22 protein-coding genes are annotated in these 21594 nt (G+C 53.7%); 19 read left to right on the top strand and 3 right to left on the bottom strand.

The features are described from left to right. Window positions 1–9: 9 nt before the first annotated feature. The gene (locus tag ACT3TC_RS12095) at window positions 10–1836 is read right to left on the bottom strand and encodes a chloride channel protein (protein ID WP_444640217.1); all 1827 of its coding nucleotides are present in this window, start codon (window positions 1834–1836) and stop codon (window positions 10–12) included. Between the two features lie 134 nt (window positions 1837–1970). On the opposite strand from ACT3TC_RS12095, the gene argC reads away from it, so the two are divergent. The 19 genes from argC to mgtE all read left to right on the top strand — a co-directional run bounded on the left by argC (window position 1971) and on the right by mgtE (window position 19645). Further along, window positions 1971–3005, top strand: coding sequence for an N-acetyl-gamma-glutamyl-phosphate reductase (gene argC / locus ACT3TC_RS12100; protein ID WP_172118732.1), 1035 nt, complete (start codon window positions 1971–1973; stop codon window positions 3003–3005). A 103-nt stretch (window positions 3006–3108) separates the two neighbouring features. Then, on the top strand, window positions 3109–3462 hold the full coding sequence (erpA, locus tag ACT3TC_RS12105; protein ID WP_172118731.1) for an iron-sulfur cluster insertion protein ErpA: 354 nt from the start codon (window positions 3109–3111) through the stop codon (window positions 3460–3462). Window positions 3463–3616: 154 nt separating this feature from the next. After that, window positions 3617–4384, top strand: coding sequence for a transporter substrate-binding domain-containing protein (locus ACT3TC_RS12110; protein ID WP_172118730.1), 768 nt, complete (start codon window positions 3617–3619; stop codon window positions 4382–4384). A 103-nt stretch (window positions 4385–4487) separates the two neighbouring features. Next, window positions 4488–5156, top strand: a complete 669-nt coding sequence (locus tag ACT3TC_RS12115) for an amino acid ABC transporter permease (protein ID WP_172118729.1) — start codon at window positions 4488–4490, stop codon at window positions 5154–5156. Between the two features lie 14 nt (window positions 5157–5170). Further along, the gene (locus tag ACT3TC_RS12120) at window positions 5171–5941 is read left to right on the top strand and encodes an amino acid ABC transporter ATP-binding protein (protein WP_172118728.1); all 771 of its coding nucleotides are present in this window, start codon (window positions 5171–5173) and stop codon (window positions 5939–5941) included. A 595-nt stretch (window positions 5942–6536) separates the two neighbouring features. Continuing rightward, a complete protein-coding gene (gene mnmG, locus ACT3TC_RS12125) occupies window positions 6537–8441 on the top strand; it encodes a tRNA uridine-5-carboxymethylaminomethyl(34) synthesis enzyme MnmG (protein ID WP_444640218.1) in 1905 nt (634 codons plus the stop codon). Beyond that, window positions 8438–9118, top strand: a complete 681-nt coding sequence (gene rsmG / locus ACT3TC_RS12130; RefSeq protein WP_172118726.1) for a 16S rRNA (guanine(527)-N(7))-methyltransferase RsmG — start codon at window positions 8438–8440, stop codon at window positions 9116–9118. The genes mnmG and rsmG overlap by 4 nt, the downstream gene beginning before the upstream one ends. After that, window positions 9119–9886, top strand: a complete 768-nt coding sequence (locus tag ACT3TC_RS12135) for a ParA family protein (RefSeq protein ID WP_172118725.1) — start codon at window positions 9119–9121, stop codon at window positions 9884–9886. It begins immediately after the preceding gene. 27 nt (window positions 9887–9913) lie between these two features. After that, window positions 9914–10843: a ParB/RepB/Spo0J family partition protein gene (locus ACT3TC_RS12140; protein ID WP_444622523.1), complete on the top strand. Its 930-nt coding sequence runs from the start codon at window positions 9914–9916 to the stop codon at window positions 10841–10843. A 207-nt stretch (window positions 10844–11050) separates the two neighbouring features. Further along, a complete protein-coding gene (locus ACT3TC_RS12145) occupies window positions 11051–11449 on the top strand; it encodes an ATP synthase subunit I (protein WP_444622524.1) in 399 nt (132 codons plus the stop codon). Window positions 11450–11461: 12 nt separating this feature from the next. Continuing rightward, window positions 11462–12289: a F0F1 ATP synthase subunit A gene (gene atpB / locus ACT3TC_RS12150; RefSeq protein WP_444622525.1), complete on the top strand. Its 828-nt coding sequence runs from the start codon at window positions 11462–11464 to the stop codon at window positions 12287–12289. A gap of 88 nt (window positions 12290–12377) precedes the next feature. After that, entirely contained in the window at window positions 12378–12605 is a 228-nt protein-coding gene (atpE, locus tag ACT3TC_RS12155) for a F0F1 ATP synthase subunit C (protein WP_444622526.1), read from the top strand. Between the two features lie 76 nt (window positions 12606–12681). Continuing rightward, entirely contained in the window at window positions 12682–13152 is a 471-nt protein-coding gene (locus ACT3TC_RS12160) for a F0F1 ATP synthase subunit B (protein ID WP_444640219.1), read from the top strand. A gap of 11 nt (window positions 13153–13163) precedes the next feature. Continuing rightward, on the top strand, window positions 13164–13700 hold the full coding sequence (locus tag ACT3TC_RS12165) for a F0F1 ATP synthase subunit delta (RefSeq protein WP_444622528.1): 537 nt from the start codon (window positions 13164–13166) through the stop codon (window positions 13698–13700). Window positions 13701–13716: 16 nt separating this feature from the next. Beyond that, window positions 13717–15261, top strand: a complete 1545-nt coding sequence (gene atpA, locus ACT3TC_RS12170; RefSeq protein ID WP_087107042.1) for a F0F1 ATP synthase subunit alpha — start codon at window positions 13717–13719, stop codon at window positions 15259–15261. Window positions 15262–15326: 65 nt separating this feature from the next. Beyond that, window positions 15327–16214, top strand: coding sequence for a F0F1 ATP synthase subunit gamma (gene atpG / locus ACT3TC_RS12175; RefSeq protein ID WP_444622529.1), 888 nt, complete (start codon window positions 15327–15329; stop codon window positions 16212–16214). Window positions 16215–16287: 73 nt separating this feature from the next. Next, on the top strand, window positions 16288–17667 hold the full coding sequence (gene atpD / locus ACT3TC_RS12180; RefSeq protein ID WP_444622530.1) for a F0F1 ATP synthase subunit beta: 1380 nt from the start codon (window positions 16288–16290) through the stop codon (window positions 17665–17667). Window positions 17668–17691: 24 nt separating this feature from the next. Then, window positions 17692–18120, top strand: a complete 429-nt coding sequence (locus tag ACT3TC_RS12185; RefSeq protein WP_444622531.1) for a F0F1 ATP synthase subunit epsilon — start codon at window positions 17692–17694, stop codon at window positions 18118–18120. Window positions 18121–18262: 142 nt separating this feature from the next. Then, window positions 18263–19645, top strand: a complete 1383-nt coding sequence (gene mgtE, locus ACT3TC_RS12190; RefSeq protein ID WP_444640220.1) for a magnesium transporter — start codon at window positions 18263–18265, stop codon at window positions 19643–19645. Between the two features lie 11 nt (window positions 19646–19656). Here the strand turns inward: mgtE and ACT3TC_RS12195 are convergent, their stop codons facing one another. Continuing rightward, entirely contained in the window at window positions 19657–20256 is a 600-nt protein-coding gene (locus ACT3TC_RS12195) for an undecaprenyl-diphosphatase (RefSeq protein WP_444622533.1), read from the bottom strand. Between the two features lie 58 nt (window positions 20257–20314). Next, window positions 20315–21508 carry a cation diffusion facilitator family transporter gene (locus ACT3TC_RS12200; RefSeq protein WP_172118714.1) on the bottom strand — a complete coding sequence of 398 codons (1194 nt, stop codon included), beginning with the start codon at window positions 21506–21508 and terminating at the stop codon, window positions 20315–20317. Window positions 21509–21594 lie beyond the last annotated feature (86 nt).

Consider the following 21594-nt stretch of genomic DNA (forward strand, 5'->3'; position numbering starts at 1 on the left):
TGTCTCTCCTTATACGGGCGAATCATTCGCTTTCGGGTCAGTACGGGTATTTGGGTCAGCGTCAGTATTGGGGTCAGAATAGTAATAATAACGTTCAATGGCACCACGGGTGATGATACCTGAAATTCGCTGCCGCTTTGGCCGATAACCGTGCACTACATAAAGCGCGCCCAAGGCATCGTCTTGAAGCTTTACAAACGCCTCTGACAGGGTGGCCTGTAGGCCAATCGGCGCAAGTTCCAGGCGCTGGCCCGGAATTTCCAGTAAATCGACGGATTCATTATCGGGAGGAGCATCGCCATCAAGCGCTTCATCGTGCTCCAAAAGCCACCGCGCCAGCGCCGACGCTTTTAATGCTAGTACCAATTTTTCTTCATTTGAACGCTCAATAATCAGCCAGACAGGATTGGTTTCCAGTAGTTTACGTGCCTGCTCAAACGTCACCTTGCGCTCAGTACGTACCAGGCTTCGCTCCATCACCGCAGGCACCGACACGCGGGAAAGCGCCTGCATTAACGGCTGTTGAAGCGGGTGCAGCCCATAACGTACGGAACTAATAAAAAATCCTTCGCAGCCGGTAAGCTGGCGAGACGTCAGGCAGGCAACCACCACCACCAACATACCCGGCAACATGACATGCGGCGTATGAGTAAGCTCCAGCAGCGCCATTAACGCCGCAAGCGGCGCTTGCAGCACGGCCCCCATCATGGCCGCCATGCCTAACATGGCGTAAATGCCTGGGTCTGACGCTTTATCAGGCCATAGCCAGCCACCCAAAATACCGCCCAGCGCGCCTGTCGCAGCACCAATCACCAGCGTGGGGCCAATAATCCCGATAGGTACGCTACCTGATACGGTCAGGGCGGTAATCAAAAGCTTGGCAATCATCAGCGCCAGCAACACGTTAATGTCCAATTGATTATTAAGCGCCGCCGCCACACTGTCGTAGCCAATTCCCTGAACCTGCGGAAACCACCATGCCACCACCCCGGTCGCCACCCCCACACAAGCCAAACGAAGCCACAACGGCCATGCCTGCATGCGTTTGTTACGTGAAATATGAATAAACAGCCCCGCCAATAGCCCGACCACAAAGCCGAGTACGATGACCCATGGTAAATTCATGAGCGAGCCCAGCACGACCTCGGGGATACGAAAAGCCGGCTCATTGCCATACACCATCTGCGCAATGAGCGCCGCCATCGTAGAGGCTAAAATCACCGGCATAAAGCTCATCAGGGTATACTCCATCATGACGACTTCCATGGCGAAGATAACCCCGGCAACCGGTGTATTGAACGACGCAGAAATCCCCGCCGCCGTCCCACAGGCAACCAAAACGCGCAGGCTGTTATTGGGTAACCGAAGCTTGACTCCCAACCCGCTTGACGCGGCAGCGCCTAAATGAATAGCCGGGCCTTCCCGTCCAGCAGAGAGCCCACCAAGAACCGACACCACCCCCACCCACCATTGATTCAGCCAGTTTCGCATTGGGAAGCGGCCCTGGTGATAAGAGAGGCGCTCAATAACGTGCCCTACTCCCATCTTTTGGGCAGCGGCTTTTTGCCGATAAAGCAGCAGCCCCAGCACGCTAACGGCAATAATAGGCAGCAGTGAGCGCAGCCACGGAGGCAGTCCTTCAAATCCTTCCGGGTTTCCATCCGGCATATAAAACACCGCCCCCGCTTCGAGCAGTAGCCGGAAGGCGACCATCGCCGCCCCCGTAATGATCCCCGACACTAACCCCAATACGCACAGCTGAGGCAGCGCATCAACATGGGCCAACTGGCGTCGAAACCCCTCGAGGGTGAAATCTGATCGGGAAAAACGCGCCACGACGACCTTCCTTTACGCATGTAGTGTAGTTCTCTTGTGTATCATAGCCCGATACGCTTCGACAGCCTGCGCCAATCTGTTTAGGCTGTTAATTATTACCCTGTCTCGAATGTGCAACGTGTAAGGAGTCGTTTGTGATTAAGGTCGGAATTGTCGGCGGTACCGGTTATACCGGCGTTGAGCTACTGCGGTTACTCGCCCAGCACCCCCATGTCAGCGTTGAAGCCATTACCTCGCGCTCGGAAGCCGGCGTCAAGGTATGCGATATGTATCCCAATCTGCGCGGCCACTACGACACATTGACGTTCAGTGAACCCGATGCAAAGCAGTTAGGCGATATGGATGCGGTATTTTTCGCCACTCCCCACGGTGTTGCCCACGCTTTGGCTGGCGAGCTTTTGGACAAAGGCACCCGCATTATCGACCTGTCGGCTGACTTCCGCCTGCGTGATGTCAAGGTATGGAGCCAGTGGTACGGCCAACCTCACGGTGCGCCTTCGCTACTTGAAGAAGCGGTCTATGGCCTGCCCGAGATGCACCGCGAAAAAATCAAAACGGCGCGCCTGGTGGCCGTGCCAGGCTGCTATCCAACCTCTGTGCAGCTAGGCTACCTGCCGCTGCTGGAAGCCGGGCTGGTTGATCCTCAACAGCTGATTGCTGACTGCAAGTCAGGTGTGACGGGGGCAGGCCGAGGGGCCAAGGTGCCTTCACTACTGGCAGAAGCCAGTGAATCTTTCAAAGCTTACGGCGCCTCAGGGCATCGTCATTTGCCCGAAATCCGCCAGGGCCTTGGTGATATGCAGGCGCACCCGGTGGGGCTGACCTTCGTTCCTCATTTAACACCGATGATACGGGGCATTCACGCCACGCTCTATAGTCAGCTCACCACCTCAGTGGATGACCTTCAGGCGCTGTTTGAAAAACGTTATGCAAGCGAACCCTTTGTTGATGTGATGCCTGCGGGTAGCCATCCTGAAACGCGCAGCGTTAAAGGCATCAACACCTGCCGTCTGGCCGTGCATCGTCCGGAAAATAGCAACACCGTCGTCGTGTTATCGGTCATTGATAACCTGGTGAAAGGCGCCTCGGGCCAAGCCATTCAAAACCTCAATCTGATGTTTGGGTTCGAGGAGAGCATGGGCTTGACCGCTCCTGCCTTGATGCCATAAGCCACGTACAAAATCCCGGCAATAGTTGACCCTTTTGCTGGGAGTTATCCATAATCATCTTCCAATGCTGATTATTCGTTCTTAAAGCTCGCGGGAGGTACCCATGAGCGGTGCAGAAGCTTTTGTTCCAACCCCTTTAATGCTGTCCGATAGCGCACGTAAACGTATCCGTGCCCTAATGGATGAAGAAAATAACCCTGCGCTAAAACTGCGCGTCTATGTCACCGGCGGTGGCTGTTCAGGTTTTCAGTACGGCTTCGATTTTGCCGATACGGTCGCCGAAGACGATACGCTCATTGAATTTGGCACGGCGACCCTGGTGGTCGACCCTCTCTCCTACCAGTATCTGGTTGGCTCGACGGTGGATTACGAAGAAGGCCTCGCTGGCGCACGCTTTCGCATTCAAAACCCCAATGCCACCACCACCTGCGGCTGCGGCGCCTCTTTTATGGTGTAGGCGCTTATACGCTAGCAAAGCGTTGGTACCCATGACTTGACGCCTTGGTGGTTTCTCGCCAAGGTTAAAAGGTCAACAATTGCTCTAACGCGGTGTGAAGAGAACGTCGTCTCTTCTTTTCACCGCTTCAGCGCTATAAAACATGGGGAAACCAATGAAAACCATACTAACGACAACTGCTATCGCTTCCTCCATCGCTCTGGGTTTAAGCGGCGCCTCTGTCGCCATGGCCCAAACGCCTTCTGTTAATGTCGCAACCGACCCAAGCTTTGTTCCTTTTGAAATGATGGATTCAGAAACCGGCGAGATGATCGGTTTCGATATGGATATTATCAATGCCGTTGCCGAGCGTGCCGGTTTTGAGGTCAATCTCACCACCATGGAATTTTCGGGCATTATTCCCGCCGTGCAAACCGGCAGTCAGGAAATTGCCATCGCAGGCACGACCATCACCGAAGAGCGTGCGCAGGTCGTTGACTTCTCTGACCCCTACTACGATTCCGGTCTACAGATTATCGTTCGTGCCAACAACGAAGACATCTCTTCATTGGAAGACCTCCAGGGCCTGACCATCGGTACCAAGATCGGCTCGACAAGCTACGACTTCCTCCAGCAAGAGCTGGGTGAAGGCGCTGACATCACGCCCTATCCAGGCACCGCCGACATGTACATGGCTCTGCTGGGCCGCAACGTAGACGCCGTGCTGTATGACGCCCCTAATGTTGCTTACTTCTCCCAAACCCGCGGCGAAGGACGTACCAAAGTGGTGGGACCGCTTTATGAAGGCCAGCAGTATGGCATCGTGTTCCATAAGGGCAGCGAATGGGTAGAACCCACCAATGAAGCCCTGGCCGCCATGCGTGAAGACGGCACTTACGACGAAATCTACAAAAAATGGTTCGGTGAAGCCACCAGCGAGTAACCCAGCGGCGCTATAGAGTTAACAGCTAATTTATCACAGGGCCGGGCGGCTACCCTCCCGGCCCTGTGACGTTATACGTCGCGTGTTTTTTTGGAGATAAGACGTGGATTTCGACTTTCATTTCGACTGGGCAGCCGCGTTTGCGTCGATCCCTTACCTGCTACCGGGTATTCCCTGGACGCTGCTGATTTCATTTGGCGGTCTGGCGATCGGCTTTTTTATTGGTATTTTCTTTGGCCTGTTGCGCATTAGTCCGATCCGCTGGCTACGCTGGGTGGCCCTTTGCTACATAGAAGTGTTTCGTGGTACGCCTATCCTCGTGCAGGTATTGTTTATTTTCTACGGCCTGCCCCAGCTACTGGGCAGTCCTATCAATGCGCTGGTCGCAGGCATTGCCGCTATTGCGGTTAACTCGGGTGCGTATATTTCTGAAATCGTGCGAGGCGGTGTGCAGTCCATTGAGCGCGGCCAGCGTGAAGCATCCCTCTCGTTAGGGCTTTCGCGCGCTCAGGCCTTTCGCTATGTGATTTGGCCCCAGGCGCTGCGTCGTATGATTCCTCCGCTTGGCAATCAGGCCATTATCAGCATTAAAGATACCTCACTATTTTCAGTCATTGGGGTCAGCGAGCTGGTACGCCAGGGGCAAATCTATATCGCGACAACCTTCACCGCCCTGGAGGTCTACTTTATGGTTGCGGTGATGTATTTAGCGATTACCTGGACCCTCTCTATTCTTCTGCGCCTGCTGGAGCGTAGAGGCATCGCAGGCTGATAAGGAAACGTACAATGACCGATACCGTGTCACCCACAACGCCCTCCATTGTGCGTATGCAAAAGCTGAATAAACATTTTGGCAACCTGCACGTACTCAATGAGATCGACCTTGAAATTATCCCCGGTGAAGTCGTCGTCATTATTGGCGCAAGCGGGTCAGGTAAATCCACGCTGATTCGCTGCATCAATGGGCTGGAAGAGTTTCAGTCGGGCATGCTGGAAGTAGATGGCAATACGCTAACGCCTAACGGCAAGAGCAGCAAGGCACTACAAACCATCCGTACGGAAGTCGGTATGGTGTTTCAGCAGTTCAATCTATTTCCCCACCTTAGCGTGATCGATAACATCACCCTGGCACCCATGAAGGTGCGTGGCTGGAACCGCGACGATGCAGTGGCAACCGCAAAACGCCTGCTGGATAGGGTCGGAATTGCCGACCAGGCCGATAAGTACCCCAGTCAGCTCTCAGGTGGTCAACAGCAGCGTGTTGCCCTCGCCCGTGCCTTGGCCATGGAGCCTCGGCTTATGCTGTTTGATGAGCCTACCTCAGCGCTTGATCCCGAAATGATTGGTGAAGTGCTGGACGCCATGCGTGAGCTGGCGAAAGAGGGCATGACCATGGTGATTGTCACGCATGAAATGGGCTTTGCCCGTGAAGTAGCCGATCGCGTGATTTTTATCCATAAAGGGGTTATTGCTGAGCAAGGAGCGCCACAACAGCTCTTCGATTCGCCTCAGCATGAACGCACTCAATCGTTTCTTGCCCGGGTGCTTAAACACTAATCTTTAGCACTCACCTTAAGCACGAATACCGGCAAAAAATACCCGCTTTAACGCATTTTTTATGGCCTGTCCTTGCGACAGGCCATTTTTTTTCCCTGTGGATAGTTTTTTTATTTTAAAACGCTACAACATGCCACAGCGCCCATGAGGAGCGCCTTTAAGGTGGACATGCAATGCTTTTTAGATGTGTTCACAGCTGCGGTAACAACGTCGGTATGAGTAGGTGGATAAGCCGTGTTTTTATGGCGCTGTGGGTAAGTAGCGGTTCCATCCACAGGGCCTACACCGTTTCTACGCAGCTAATACGCTGCTTAACCACGTAAAGGTCAACATTTTAAGCATTTGAATTTTATAAACTTAATAGAGTTATACACAGAAACTGTCCACACTAATAATTACAGCATTAACAGAACTTTTCTTATTTTATTTATATATTGTTATTAATAGAGAGTAACTGAGCAGACGAGGTGTGGAAAAACCTGACGGTTACCCACAGGAGGTTTATACTGGCGGGCTTGTTTAACTACGCCGACACGTCTGAAACTGACGAAACGGCCACATCATTCGTGCCAATTGGCGCAAGACGAGGTGTCTCTTGAATTACCCCGACCGCTTTGACGTGATTGTCATCGGCGGTGGCCATGCGGGAACTGAAGCCGCACTGGCCTCTGCTCGTATGGGCTGTCAGACCCTACTGCTCACGCATAACATCGAGACCTTGGGTCAGATGTCGTGCAACCCCGCTATTGGCGGCATTGGCAAAAGCCATCTGGTGAAAGAGATCGATGCGCTAGGCGGGGCGATGGGGCTTGCCACGGATTTAGGCGGCATTCAGTTCCGGGTGTTAAACGCTCGAAAAGGGCCGGCAGTACGTGCCACACGTGCTCAAGCAGACCGCGTTCGCTACAAAGCAGCGATCCGCGGCATGTTGGAAAACCAGCCAAATTTAACGATTTTCCAGCAGGCAGCTGGTGATCTGATTGTGGATAACGAGACGGTTCGTGGCGTTGTAACGGAGACTGGTATTCGTTTTTATGCCGAGTCCGTTGTGCTGTCGACGGGTACGTTTTTAGGTGGTGTGATTCACATCGGCCTGGATCAAAGTCGCGGCGGTCGAGCAGGTGATCCACCCTCGAATGCCTTGGCTGAGCGTCTGCGTGCCCTGCCATTTCGGGTTGACCGGCTCAAAACCGGCACGCCACCGCGCATTGATGCTAAAAGCGTGGATTTCTCACAGCTTGAAGAACAGCCTGGCGATACGCCAACACCGGTCATGTCCTACCTTGGTTCGCGGGATATGCACCCTCAGCAAGTCAGCTGTCATATTGCGCACACCAATGAGCGCACGCATGAGCTGATTCTGGCGAATCTTGATCGCTCACCGATGTACTCCGGCGTGATCGAAGGCGTGGGTCCGCGCTACTGCCCATCAATTGAAGACAAGGTTCATCGCTTTGCCGATAAATCGAGCCATCAGGTCTTTATTGAACCTGAAGGCCTGGATACTCACGAACTGTATCCCAACGGTATCTCTACCTCGCTGCCCTTTGATGTGCAACTGCAGGTAGTGCGCTCGATTAAAGGGCTGGAGAACGCGCATATCACGCGGCCAGGCTATGCCATTGAGTATGATTTCTTCGATCCGCGGGATTTAAAACACTCACTGGAAACCAAATTTATCCACAACTTGTTTTTTGCCGGGCAGATCAATGGCACAACAGGTTACGAGGAAGCCGGGGCGCAAGGCCTGCTGGCCGGGCTCAACGCCGCGCGGCGTGCCATGCAGCAGGATGCCTGGTACCCACGTCGTGATGAGGCCTATCTTGGCGTGCTGGTGGACGACCTGATCACGATGGGCACCAAAGAGCCTTACCGTATGTTTACCTCCAGGGCGGAATACCGGTTATTGCTGCGTGAAGATAACGCCGACTTGCGACTGACTGAAAAAGGCCGTGAGTTATGCTTGGTGAATGACCAGCGCTGGGAAGCATTTAGTAAAAAGCGCGAAGCCATTGCGCTGGAGACCGCGCGTTTAGCCAGTGTTTGGATTCAGCCAAGCAGCCCGGCTGCGGCAAAAATTGCTGAAAAAACCGGCAAACCGCTCTCCCGCGAGTATCGGTTGAGCGATCTGCTCAAGCGCCCGGAGCTAAATTATGCGGACCTTACTGAACTGCCGGGGCTGGAAAGCGGCGTTATCAATGATGAAGCCGTTGCCGAACAGGTACAGATTCAGTCGAAGTACGAAGGCTATATCGAACGTCAACAGTATGAAATTGATAAGCTTAAGCGCCATGAAGCGATGCCACTTCCCGCCGACCTGGATTACCAGCGGGTGGAAGGGCTCTCCAATGAGATTCGCCAGAAGCTGACCAACGTACGGCCTGAAACACTGGCCCAAGCGGCGCGTATTTCAGGCGTAACACCGGCCGCAGTGTCTATTTTGCTGGTGCATCTTAAAAAGCGTCGTCTGATCGCCTCGCCCGAGGTGGCTAACGGATGAGCGGTTTAACTGTATTGGTGAGTAGCTTGCCTGTGAGTGTCGCTGCACGACTGGATAATGGATTAGCGCAGCTCGGTTTAACGGTAACGGTAAGCCAGCGTGAACAGTTGCTTGGGTTTGTCGCCCTATTGCACAAGTGGAACAAGGCTTATAACCTCACGGCAGTTCGCGATATTGATGATATGGTGGCACGTCACATACTGGATAGTGCGGCTGTCGCGCCTTATGTGCATGGCCCTAGATTGCTGGATGTGGGTGCGGGGCCAGGTCTGCCGGGTATCGTGCTGGCCATCCTTGATCCGGCGCTGTCCGTTACGCTTTTGGATAGTAATGGTAAAAAAGTCCGTTTTCAGCGCCAGGCTATCATGGAGCTTGGGCTAAAAAACGTGACTGCAAGCCAGGCGCGGGTGGAGACGTTTAGTGACCAGCCGTTTGATCAGGTAATTTCACGCGCGTTCGCAAGCCTGGTGGACTTTGTCACCCTAACGCGTGAACTACCCACGGCGAACGGACAGTGGTTGGCCATGAAAGGTCCTGGCGCTGACGATGAGTTGCGTGAACTGCCCAGCGGTATTCGACTGCAAACACGTCACCTGCTAAACGTGCCCTTCGATACGGCCAAGCGACAGCTATTGATTCTGAACGTTGATTCTGAACCCCAGGAAGGAGTTGAGTAAGTGAGCCAGATCATTGCCCTGACCAATCAAAAAGGCGGCGTGGGCAAGACCACCTCAGCCGTTAACCTGGCGGCTAGCCTTGCTGCTCTTGATCGTCGAGTGCTGCTGGTGGACCTTGATCCTCAAGGGCACGCCAGCATGGGCAGTGGTATTGATAAACACGAACTCGATAAAAGCGTCCTGGATGTACTGCTCGGCGATGCCACCGCCGCCGATACCATCGTGCGCGACCTGCCGGTCAACTATGATGTTCTCCCCGGTAACGGTGACTTGACCGCTGCGGAAGTCGAATTGCTGGATCTTGATAAGCGCGAAAGCTGCCTGACCACGGCGCTTGGCTCGGTTGCTGAGAAGTACGATGTGGTGCTGATTGACTGCCCACCGTCGCTCAATATGCTGACCGTTAATGCGCTGACGGCAGCGGATAGCGTGCTTATTCCGCTGCAGTGCGAGTTTTACGCGCTGGAAGGACTGTCGGCGCTGTTGGATACTGTTGAACAGATTAAGCAAAGCGTTAATCCTGATTTGGCGATTGCGGGTATTCTGCGCACCATGTACGACAAGCGCACCAGCCTAACGCGGGAAGTGGACAAGCAGCTGCGAGACTTCTTTGGCGATGCGCTGATCAAGACGACGATCCCGCGCAACGTCAAAGTGGCTGAAGCGCCAAGCCACGGAATACCCGTGACGCAATATGCCCGCTTCTCACGCGGCAGCCAGGCGTACCGCGTACTGGCAAAAGAGATGATTCGTCGGTTATCGCTATAACGTATTGATTAGTACGAGGGAAAGCGAATGACGCGTAAACGCGCGCTAGGACGTGGCCTGGATGCCCTAATTGGTGCGGGCGCTCGTCGCCGTGACAGCCTGGAACTTACTGGTAGCTCTCCATTGGAAGCTCATGATGAGGCGTCATCCGTGATGGTGGCCTCGGATGCGGCTTCTGAGCGTTTGGAGCGCCTTCCGCTTGGTCAGTTAACCCGTGGCAAGTATCAGCCGCGGCGTGATATTCAGCCAGAAGCGCTTGAAGAACTTGCCGATTCTATTCGTACCCAGGGCGTAATGCAGCCTATTGTGGTACGCCCTATTGGCGAAGATCGCTATGAAATTATTGCTGGTGAGCGGCGCTGGCGTGCAGCGCAGCTGGCCGAGCTTGACGTTATCCCCGCGGTTATTCGTGAGGTAAGTGACGAAGTTGCCTTGGCACTGGCGCTGATTGAAAATATTCAGCGTGAAAACCTCAATGCCATCGAAGAAGCGATGGCGCTTAAACGGCTGGGTGATGAGTTTGAATTAACCCAGCAGCAGATTGCTGACGCGGTCGGTAAATCCCGCACTCAGGTCGCCAACTTACTGCGCTTGCTGGCACTGGATCCTGAAGTCCAAACGCTGCTAGAGCGAGGAGACCTGGATATGGGCCATGCGCGTGCGTTGCTATCACTTAACAGCGTTCAGCAGCGCCAAGTGGCTCATGAAGTGGTGAATAACGATCTCACCGTGCGGTCCACCGAAGCGTTGGTCAAAAAGGTACAGGCCAGCCAAAGCGTTGAAAAAACGCCAAGCCGGCCAAATAAAACGGCGGATGTCTCGCGTCTGGAGACGCAGTTAGGCGAACTGCTTGGCGCCCCCGTCTCAATTGACCATGGTAATCGAGGGAAAGGCAAAGTGACCATCCGCTATACAAGCCTTGATGAACTCGACGGAATACTGGCGCATATTAAATAGGCTGCTTATTAATTAAATAGCAGGCTTATTAAGAAAACGTTAAAAAGTAGCTAATTTTCACCCTTTGGTCGCAAGTTGTCTCCTAAACACGTTAAATACGAGCAACTTTGGTTGAAGGTGTGATAGCGCTTCCCTATAATCGCGCAAGATTTGTGCAGGTTGCTTATCAACAGCCTAAGCAACCATTCGATGGCAGGGTGCTGGGCAATGGTAGAACGTGTTGAAACCCAGCGCAGGAAGGCGTATGTCATCCGGCTTTTTACCGCACAGCTAATCGTGACGGCAGTCGGTATGTTGATGGTCTACCCTGTAGCGCGCATGCCGGGCGTTTCCTCCGTGGTAACAGGTGCGCTGGTGGCCTTGCTACCCCATGCTTTTTTTATACAGCGAATGGGTATATTGCACAGTAAGCGAACATCGCGTAGCGCTGTTCATTTGTTTCGTGCCGAAGCAGGCAAGTTTGGTTTGACGGTGGCACTGTTTAGCGCAGTGTTCGTAGTAGTGCCCCCCTCAAACCCCGCTTTCTTTTTTAGTGCTTATGTGGTGATTGTTCTGATGCATGGGCTAACGCCGTTGTTTATGCGCAGACATCGCACACTTTATTGAGGTGATATCTCTATGGCCGCAGGAAACGAAGTCTCGACGACTTATTATATCCAGCACCACTTGCAGAACCTGACCTTTGGGCATCACCCGGTGAATGGTTGGTCGCTGGCGCATTCCGCTCAAGAAGCGAGCGAAATGGGCTTCTGGGCGATCCATTTGGATACCATGGGTTGGTCAATCGCTATGGGGGTACTGTTCATCTGGCTGTTTCGCAAAGCCGGAAAAATGGCTACAACCGGTGTGCCAGGCGGCCTGCAAAATGCCGTTGAGATGGTGTTCGAGTTTATAGAAAGCATGGTTCGAGGCGCATTCAAAGGGCATAACCCGTTGATTGCTCCACTGGCGTTGACGCTGTTCGTGTGGATTTTATTCATGAACACGCTAAAAATTATTCCGGTCGACTACTTTCCCGTGCTGTTTAGCAAGCTCGGTGTGGATTACATGAAAATTGTACCGACAACCGATGTAAACGCTACGCTGGGTTTGGCATTGGGTGTTTTCGGTCTGATTCTTTATTACAGCATCAAAGTAAAAGGTATCGGTGGCTTCGCTAAAGAGCTTTCACTGACACCGTTTAATCATTGGGCGCTGATTCCTTTTAACCTGTTACTGGAAATCGTTGCGTTGCTGGTTAAGCCGTTTAGCCTGGCGATGCGTCTGTTTGGAAACATGTTTGCGGGTGAAGTTATTTTTATCCTCATCGCGATGCTACCATTCTGGGCAATCTGGGTGCTGGATGTACCGTGGGCGATTTTCCATATTCTGATTGTTACGCTGCAAGCGTTCATTTTTACCGTACTGACGATCGTGTACCTGAGTTCAGCACACGAACATCACTAAGCGGCTTACTGATAGCAAGAAATAAACCTTTAACATCAACCCTTAACCTTAACCTTAACCTTAACCTTGAAAAACCAGGAGCACTACCATGGAACTTATCTACATTGCTGCCTCTATCATGATCGGTATGGGCGCCTTGGGTACTGGCATCGGCTTTGCCATTTTGGGCGGCAAACTGATTGAATCCACCGCGCGTCAGCCGGAACTGGGCGACCAGCTGCAAACCAAAACCTTCCTGATGGCAGGTCTGTTGGATGCTGTGCCGATGATCGGTGTTGGTATTGCGATGTACCTGATCTTCGTTGTTGCCGGTTAATGCAGCTTAACCGGGCGATCAAACGCTCGGTTTTGTTTCACTCCGGTCGCCACGAACTTGTCAGAGGTACATCCCTGTGAATATCAACATGACGCTTATCGGGCAGACGATCGCCTTCGCGATCTTTGTCTGGTTTTGCATAAAGTACGTGTGGCCTCCGATCAGCAACGCGCTTAACGAGCGTCAGAAAAAAATTGCTGATGGCTTGGATGCAGCCAGCCGTGCTACCCGTGATCTTGAGCTAGCACAAGAGCGGGCAGAACAGACGCTGCGTGAGAGCAAGGAACAAGCTTCTCAAATCATTGAGCAGGCCAACAAGCGCTCTGCTCAGATGATCGAAGAAGCCCGCGAGCAGGCCCGCGCGGAAGGTGAACGTCTCATAGCGGGCGCACGTTCTGAAATCGAACTTGAAGTAAATCGCGCGAAAGAAGAGTTACGTGCCCAGGTGTCTCATCTGGCCATCATCGGCGCTGAGCGTGTTTTGGAAGCTTCTGTCGATGAAAATGCGCATCGTGAGCTGCTTGATAAGCTGGCTGCCGAACTGTAAGGAGGTGAATTATGGCGGAACTACTTACCGTCGCTCGTCCTTACGCTAAGGCGGCGTTTGAACACGCGCGTGATAATGATGTGCTTGATAGCTGGTCACAGGCGCTGGGTTTTTTAGGCACTGTTGTGACCGATAGCGACGCTCGACGTCTGCTGGGTAGCCCCAAAATCGAGAATGCAAAGAAAGTTGCCCTTCTGGTTGAAATGCTTCCAGAACCGCAGGGTGATGCACTGTCTCGCTTTTTGGAGGCTGTGGCTGACCAGGACCGTTTAATGGTTCTGCCTTTTATCGCTGAACAGTTTGAGCGCCTGCGCGCTGAACACGAGCAGCGTGTAGAGGTAATGGTAACGTCAGCGTATAAACTGACAGCCGCACAAAAGACCAAGCTATCTAACGCGCTCAAGAAACGTCTGAATCGCGAAATCTCCATTACTACTCAGGTAGATAAGTCGCTCATCGGTGGTGTCATCCTGCGTGCTGGCGATACCGTCATTGACGGGTCGGTACGTGGTCGACTGAACCGCCTTTCCGAAGCGCTAACCGCTTGAGTCTGAGGGACATGGCATGCAGCAATTGAATCCTTCCGAGATCAGCGACATCATCAAGCAGCGAATTGAGAAGCTTGACGTCGCATCTGAAGCTCGTAATCAGGGCACCATCGTAGGTGTTTCCGACGGTATCGTGAAAATTCACGGCCTCGAAGACGCCATGTTTGGTGAAATGATTGAATTTCCTAACAGCGTTTTTGGCATGGTACTTAACCTGGAGCGTGACTCCGTAGGTGCTGTTGTCCTGGGCGACTACCTGCTGCTTGAAGAAGGCATGACCGCGAAATGCACCGGTCGTATTCTTGAAGTACCGGTTGGTCCTGAGCTGATTGGCCGTGTTGTTGATGCGTTGGGTAACCCCATCGACGGCAAAGGCGATATCAACGCTAAAATGACCGACGCGGTAGAAAAAGTAGCGCCTGGCGTTATTACCCGTCAGTCGGTTGATGAGCCGATTCAAACCGGCTTGAAATCCATCGACGCCATGGTGCCGATCGGTCGTGGCCAGCGTGAGCTGATTATCGGCGACCGTCAGATCGGTAAAACTGCCATTGCCATTGATGCGATCATCAACCAGAAAGGCAAAGGCGTTACCTGTGTCTACGTTGCCATTGGTCAGAAACAGTCGACCATTGCCAACGTTGTGCGCAAGCTCGAAGAGCATGGCGCGATGGAACACACCATCGTCGTTGCTGCGGGCGCTGCCGATCCGGCTCCGATGCAGTTTCTCTCCGCGTATTCCGGTTGCACCATGGGTGAGTACTTCCGTGACCGTGGCGAAGACGCGATGATCGTGTATGACGATCTTTCCAAGCAGGCAGTGGCATACCGTCAAGTATCCCTGCTGCTGCGTCGTCCGCCAGGCCGTGAAGCCTATCCCGGTGACGTGTTCTATCTCCACTCGCGTCTGCTTGAGCGTGCGGCACGTGTCAACGTCGACTACGTTGAGAAGTTCACCAACGGTGAAGTGAAGGGCAAAACCGGTTCCTTGACCGCGCTGCCGATCATCGAAACCCAGGGTGGCGACGTTTCTGCGTTCGTTCCGACCAACGTGATCTCGATCACCGACGGTCAGATATTCCTGGAAACCAGCCTGTTTAACTCCGGTATTCGTCCGTCGATTAACGCAGGTTTGTCCGTATCGCGCGTGGGCGGTGCTGCCCAGACCAAGATCATCAAAAAGTTAGGTGGTGGTGTTCGTCTGGCCTTGGCTCAGTACCGTGAACTGGCTGCGTTCTCGCAGTTTGCTTCTGACCTTGACGAAGCGACCCGTAAACAGCTTGAGCACGGTCAGCGCGTCACCGAACTGATGAAGCAGAAACAGTATTCGCCGATGTCGGTTGCAGAAATGGCGCTGTCTCTCTACGCCGCTAACGAAGGTCACATGGATGATGTGAGCGTCGATAAAGTGTTGGACTTCGAACGTGCCCTGCACGATTACATGAAGTCTGAGCACGGCGACCTGCTCGACAAAATCAACCAGACCGGCGACTACAACGGCGAGATTCAAGATGGCTTGAAGTCGGGTCTCGAGAAGTTCAAGGCGACTCAGAGCTGGTAATGTCCGGCCCGCCTGTGGGCGGGCTTGCCTACTTTCTGAGAGTCACGAACGAAAGGTAGATCGCTATGGCAGCTGCAAAAGAGATACGCACCCAGATCGGGAGCATCAAAAATACGCAGAAGATCACCAGTGCCATGGAAATGGTGGCTGCATCGAAAATGCGTAAAGCACAAGATCTGATGAAGGCTGGCCAGCCGTATGCCAAGCAGATTCGCAACGTCGTAGGCCACATTGCTGACGCTAACCCCGAATATCGCCACGATTACATGATCGAGCGTAACGAGGTGAATCGCGTAGGCTACATTGTGGTGTCTACCGACCGCGGTTTGTGCGGCGGCTTAAACGTCAACCTGTTCAAGGCCGTGGTGAAAGATGCCCGTGTCTGGAGCCAGGAAGGCGCTGAGCTGGACTTCTGTGCCCTTGGCGCGAAAGGCAGTGCTTTCTTCCGTAACTATGGCGGCAACCTGATTGCGGCCAAGAGCGGATTAGGTGAAGCACCTACGGTCGAGGGTCTGATCGGTAGTATCAAGGTCATGCTCGAAGCGTACGATGAAGGACGTCTTGACCGCTTGTACGTGGTGTATAACGAATTTGTTAATACCATGACGCAACGCCCGGTTGTACGTCAGCTTCTTCCGCTGTCGCCTGATATGGGCGCAGACGCTAAACATGACGAAGAAAACGCCCGTCCCGGAAGCTGGGACTACCTGTATGAACCGGATGCCAAGGCGTTGCTAGACAGCCTGTTGGTTCGATTCATCGAATCGCAGGTGTATCAGGCGGTAGTCGAAAACGGTGCGTGCGAACAGGCCGCCCGAATGATCGCTATGAAGAGTGCCACTGATAACGCGGGCAACCTGATCGACGATCTGGAGATGGTTTACAACAAGGCCCGTCAGGCTGCCATCACCCAGGAAATTTCTGAGATCGTCGGCGGCGCTTCAGCCGTATAACGCCTAGGGAGCTGCCCAATAAAGCGGCTCCCGGCAGACAGGTTTCATTTGCAGGTTTTTGAGAGGAACCAAGATGAGCGGACGTATCGTACAAATCATCGGCGCGGTGATTGACGTAGAGTTTCCGCGGGACTCTGTGCCCAAGGTCTACGACGCGCTGAAAGTCTCTGAAAAAGAGACTGTCCTCGAAGTCCAGCAGCAGTTGGGCGACGGCGTGGTACGCACCATTGCCATGGGCTCCACTGAGGGCTTAAAGCGTGGCTTGGACGTAGCCAACACAGGTGCCGCGATTTCCGTACCGGTAGGTAAGGAAACGCTGGGTCGTATCATGAACGTACTCGGCGAGCCGATTGATGAAGCGGGTGAGATCGGTGAGCAAGAGCGTATGCCGATCCACCGTAAAGCACCCAGCTATGCCGACCAGGCAGCCTCTAACGAGCTGCTGGAAACCGGTATCAAGGTTATCGACCTGGTCTGCCCGTTTGCCAAGGGTGGCAAGGTTGGCTTGTTCGGCGGTGCGGGTGTTGGTAAAACCGTTAACATGATGGAGCTTATCCGCAACATCGCCACCGAGCACAGCGGCTATTCCGTATTTGCCGGTGTAGGTGAGCGTACGCGTGAGGGTAACGACTTCTATCATGAAATGACCGAATCCAACGTTATCGATAAGGTATCGCTGGTTTACGGTCAGATGAACGAGCCGCCCGGTAACCGTCTGCGCGTTGCGCTGACCGGTCTGACCATCGCTGAAAAATTCCGTGATGAAGGCCGCGACGTTCTACTGTTCGTCGATAACATTTACCGTTACACCCTGGCCGGTACAGAAGTATCTGCACTGCTTGGCCGTATGCCGTCTGCGGTGGGTTATCAGCCGACGCTAGCCGAAGAGATGGGCGTTCTGCAGGAACGTATCACCTCGACGAAATCAGGCTCAATCACCTCCGTACAAGCGGTATACGTACCGGCGGATGACTTGACCGATCCATCTCCGGCAACCACCTTCTCGCACCTGGACGCGACCGTTGTACTGGCCCGTTCCATTGCTGAGCTAGGTATCTACCCGGCCATCGACCCGCTGGACTCAACGTCTCGTCAGTTGGATCCGTTGGTGGTGGGTGATGAGCATTATGCGGTTGCTCGTGGCGTACAGAACGTACTGCAGCGTTACAAGGAACTGAAGGATATTATCGCCATTCTGGGTATGGACGAGCTGTCTGATGAAGACAAGCTAGCCGTTTCCAGGGCGCGTAAAATCCAGCGCTTCTTGTCGCAGCCGTTCTTCGTGGCTGAAGTATTCACTGGCTCACCCGGCAAGTATGTTTCTTTGAAAGATACTATTCGTGGTTTCCAGGGTATCCTGGACGGTGAATACGACGATATGCCCGAACAGGCCTTCTACATGGTTGGCTCCATCGACGAAGCGGTCGAAAAAGCCAATCAGATGAAGAAGTAATCCCGTTTATTAGGGGGATTCGCTATGGCGAATAGCTTCACTTGCAATATCGTCAGCGCTGAAGAGTCTATCTTCTCGGGCAGTATCGAGATGGTGGTAGCTGCCGGGATGATGGGTGACTTGGGCATTTTGCCGGGTCACGCCCCGCTGCTGACCGAGCTTCAGCCGGGCCCTGTACGGGTGATCCACGATGGTGGCAAGGAGGAACACTTCTTTGTCTCCGGCGGCTTTATGGAAGTTCAGTCGGATGTCGTGACGATCCTTGCTGACGCCGCGACGCGGGCCAGCGACCTCAATGAGGCCGCTGCCGAAGAAGCGCGTCAGGAAGCGCTGAAAGCCTTTAATGAGAAGTCATCGGAGCTGGATTATACCCGTGCCTCCGCTGAACTTGCCGAAGCCGTTGCACAGCTGCGTACGATCCAGCAGCTGCGCAAAAAGGCAGGTAAAGGCTAACACTACGCGGTAAGCGTGAATAAAACGCCCCTTGAACCCGTTAGGGTTTAAGGGGCGTTTTTTTTGTCTGGTACACTTGTCATAAGCATTTAGTAGCATAATGCTTGTCAGCACTGACTCGTCTGCAGAGAAGGAGAACGCGATGTCATTGAACGATGAAATCTTGCAGGAATTAAAAACCGAGCTGCTGGACGAGCTGGTCAAAGAGGAACCGAAAAAAGAGCTATTATCCGAACGATTGGCCGAAGTTCGTTCGGCAGATATTGGTGAGGTGCTTGAAGAGCTTATCGAGGAGGACGAAGAGCTGTCCGCAGCGCTTTCAGTGCTCGATATACTTTCTACAGAACGCGCCGCTAATGTGCTTGGCTACTTGCCAGGTGAAAGCCAGCTGGAAGTCGTGGGTGAGCTAAAGGACACCCAGGTACTTAAGCTGTTGGAAGAGATGGGCTCTGACGAACGGGTGGACCTGTTCAATCTTCTGGATGAGGATCGCCGAGAAGCGCTGTTACGGCGCATGGCACATCAGGAGCGGGAAGACCTCAAGCGGCTGGCAGGCTACGAGGAAGGTACTGCAGGCGCCATTATGACCTCTGACTATGTGGCGATAGCCAGTGGCATGACGGTGTCTCAGGCAATGATGCGCGTACGCCAGACCGCTCCGGATGCAGAGACGGTCTATCAGCTCTATATCCTGGACAACGATGGCAGGCTGATTGGCACGATGTCCCTGCGTCAGCTGATGATTGCCAGGCCCGGCGCGTTGGTTGACGACATCATGATCAAGGATGTGATCAGCACCGCTGTGGACGAAGCGCAGGAAGAAGTAGCTCGTATCGTGGCTCGTTATGATCTTCTGGCACTGCCGGTGATTGATGCCGAAAACCGTATGGTGGGTATCGTTACTCACGATGATGCGATGGACGTGGCGGAGTCGGAAGCCACCGAAGATATCCACAAGGGGATGTCGATTGGCCAGTTGGAAGATGGCGTTAGCCGTGTATCGCTGTGGAGCCTGTACCGTAAACGGGTGACGTGGCTGGTAGTACTGGTTTTTGCCAACTTGTTTTCTGGCGCGGGTATTGCTCACTTTGAAGATATTATTGCCGCCCAAGTGGCGCTGGTATTCTTTCTGCCCTTGTTGATTGGTAGTGGCGGTAACGCAGGCGCTCAGGCGGCAACGCTGATGGTTCGCGGTATGGCAACCGGTGATGTAGGCGTTAAGGACTGGAGCAAAATGCTCGGCCGTGAGCTGTTGGTAGCTGGCTCCCTGGGGCTGACCATGGCCATCGCCGTTGCCCCTATCGGGATACTGCGAGCAGGCAACGAAGTCGCTATTATTGTCTCCCTCAGTATGGTCACTATCGTACTGTTTGGCAGTCTGTTAGGCATGTGCCTGCCGTTTGTACTGGAGCGCTTCAAGGTCGACCCGGCAGCTGCCTCAGCGCCGCTGGTCACCACCTTGATTGATGCCACCGGGGTATTGATTTACTTCTCTATTGCAACAGTAATTCTTACTAGCTTATAGCGAACAGCCGGTTAGCGCTTCACCCAGCCACGGCGGATAAGCGGCGCGAACAGCCAGTGATAAAGGCGCTTGGCGACGTGCTCATAAACCGGTAGCACTAGCCAGGCGCGATTGAAACCCACCAGCACAGCCATAACGGCTGACAAAAGGGCAGCGCCTGCCATGTCCTGGGGAAAGTGGACGCCCAAAAAAATTCTTGCCCAGCCGACGGGAATGGCCAAGAGCAGAAGAAGGCTGCCGATACGTCGGGTGTAGCGGTGCAGCATCAAGCTAAAGGCCATGGTTAGAATGATCGTTAGATGATTACTGGGAAAGGCTGGGGTTGGCGCATGGGCCATTAACGTAGTGCCTACCGGTACCGCAAAGGGCCGGGGCATCGGCCACAGCATCCCGATGATGCCACTTATCGCTAAGGCCAGCAGCGTCGCTATCAGTGCCTCCAGCAGTGGCTGCTTGAGCTGTTCACCGCCGCGCAGCCAACCGACTACCAGCAGCGCAGGTAGTAGCCACATCAATTCAACGGCGCATCCATGAGCAAACATGACCAGCCAGGCAGGGGTGTCAGCGGCGGCGTTGAGCCTTTCAAACAAGGTAAGGTTAAGCGCATTCATTACGTACTGAAACCATAAGGCCCGTCAGGTGGTTGAGTATTTGGCGTTTAGCGAACGGCTAGCGCATCGCGCTACTGGCCGCTCGGGTGATAAACATGACTTCCACATGACCGAGCCACTCGATATCACTGGCGAGCGCTTTGAGCTGGCTAGCCAAACATTGCGGGGGCTGATGTACCGCATCGCCGATAATCAGCGATACGGACACTTTGTCATCCAGATAGTGCAGTTGAAGCTCGTTTAACGTGCGCCACACCGGATGCGCGTACCAGCGTTGGTCAAGCGCGGCCTCAACTTCCGGGCGTAGTGGCAGGCCAGGCATTCGGCTGGGGTCCCCTTCTCCAGCGTCATCTTCAGGGTCAACATGGAAAATAACGTCGGTGAGTAGCGGAAACTCATGGCGTAAACGGCGGCTGACCTCATTACCTATCTCATGGGCTTCTGAAACGGTGATTTTAGGCCCGACCACGACATGCAAATCCACCATTACCCAGCCTGCCGACTGGCGAGTACGAAGGTCATGCACGCTATCCACGCCCGGTACGCTACAGGCTACGTCGTGCATTTGGCGCTGGGTGTCTTCAGGCAGTGCGGTATCGACTAATTCCCGCGCAGACTCCCAGAGTAAATCCCAGCCAACCTTGCCTACCAGCAGGCCAACCACAATGGCGGCAACGGCATCCAGCCAGCCCAAGCCAAACTGAGCACCAATCAGTGCGACCAGCACCACCGCAGTAGAAAGGGCATCGCTACGGGAGTGCCAGGCGTTAGCCTCCAGCAGTTTGGATTTTACCCGCTTGGCGACGCGCATGGTGTAGCGAAAAATCCACTCTTTACTGATCAGCGCAATAAACGTAATCACAATCGCCACGATGCCAGGCGCGGTGACTTCTGTGCCGCTAAACAAGCGCTCCAGGCTTGACCAGGCAATACCGCCTGCCACAAAGATCAGTACGCTACCCAACAGCAGCGTGGTGAGTGTTTCGATGCGCCCGTGACCATAGTGATGGTCGTTGTCGGGCTCCTGACGCCCGTAATGAATGGCGGCCAGTACAAAACCATCGGTGATTAAGTCGGAGAGCGAGTGGATGCCATCGGCAATCAGTGCGGCAGAACCCACCCAAAAACCGACCACCACTTTGACAATACTAAGCACACCATCCAACCAGGCACCGATATAGGTGACGCGCTTGGCTTCCTGATTATCTAGCTCGTGGTTGGGAACCACTGGCGTTTCAACGGTCTGAGTCATGGAATACCTGACAAGGGAGCGCTTTCAATAAAGCATTATTGTAGCGCACTGCAATATGATCTCTTAAGCCCTTTGTTCTAAGCAGG

Source organism: Halomonas sp. AOP27-A1-41, from assembly GCF_052378605.1.
Taxonomy (GTDB): Bacteria; Pseudomonadota; Gammaproteobacteria; order Pseudomonadales; family Halomonadaceae; genus Vreelandella; species Vreelandella citrativorans.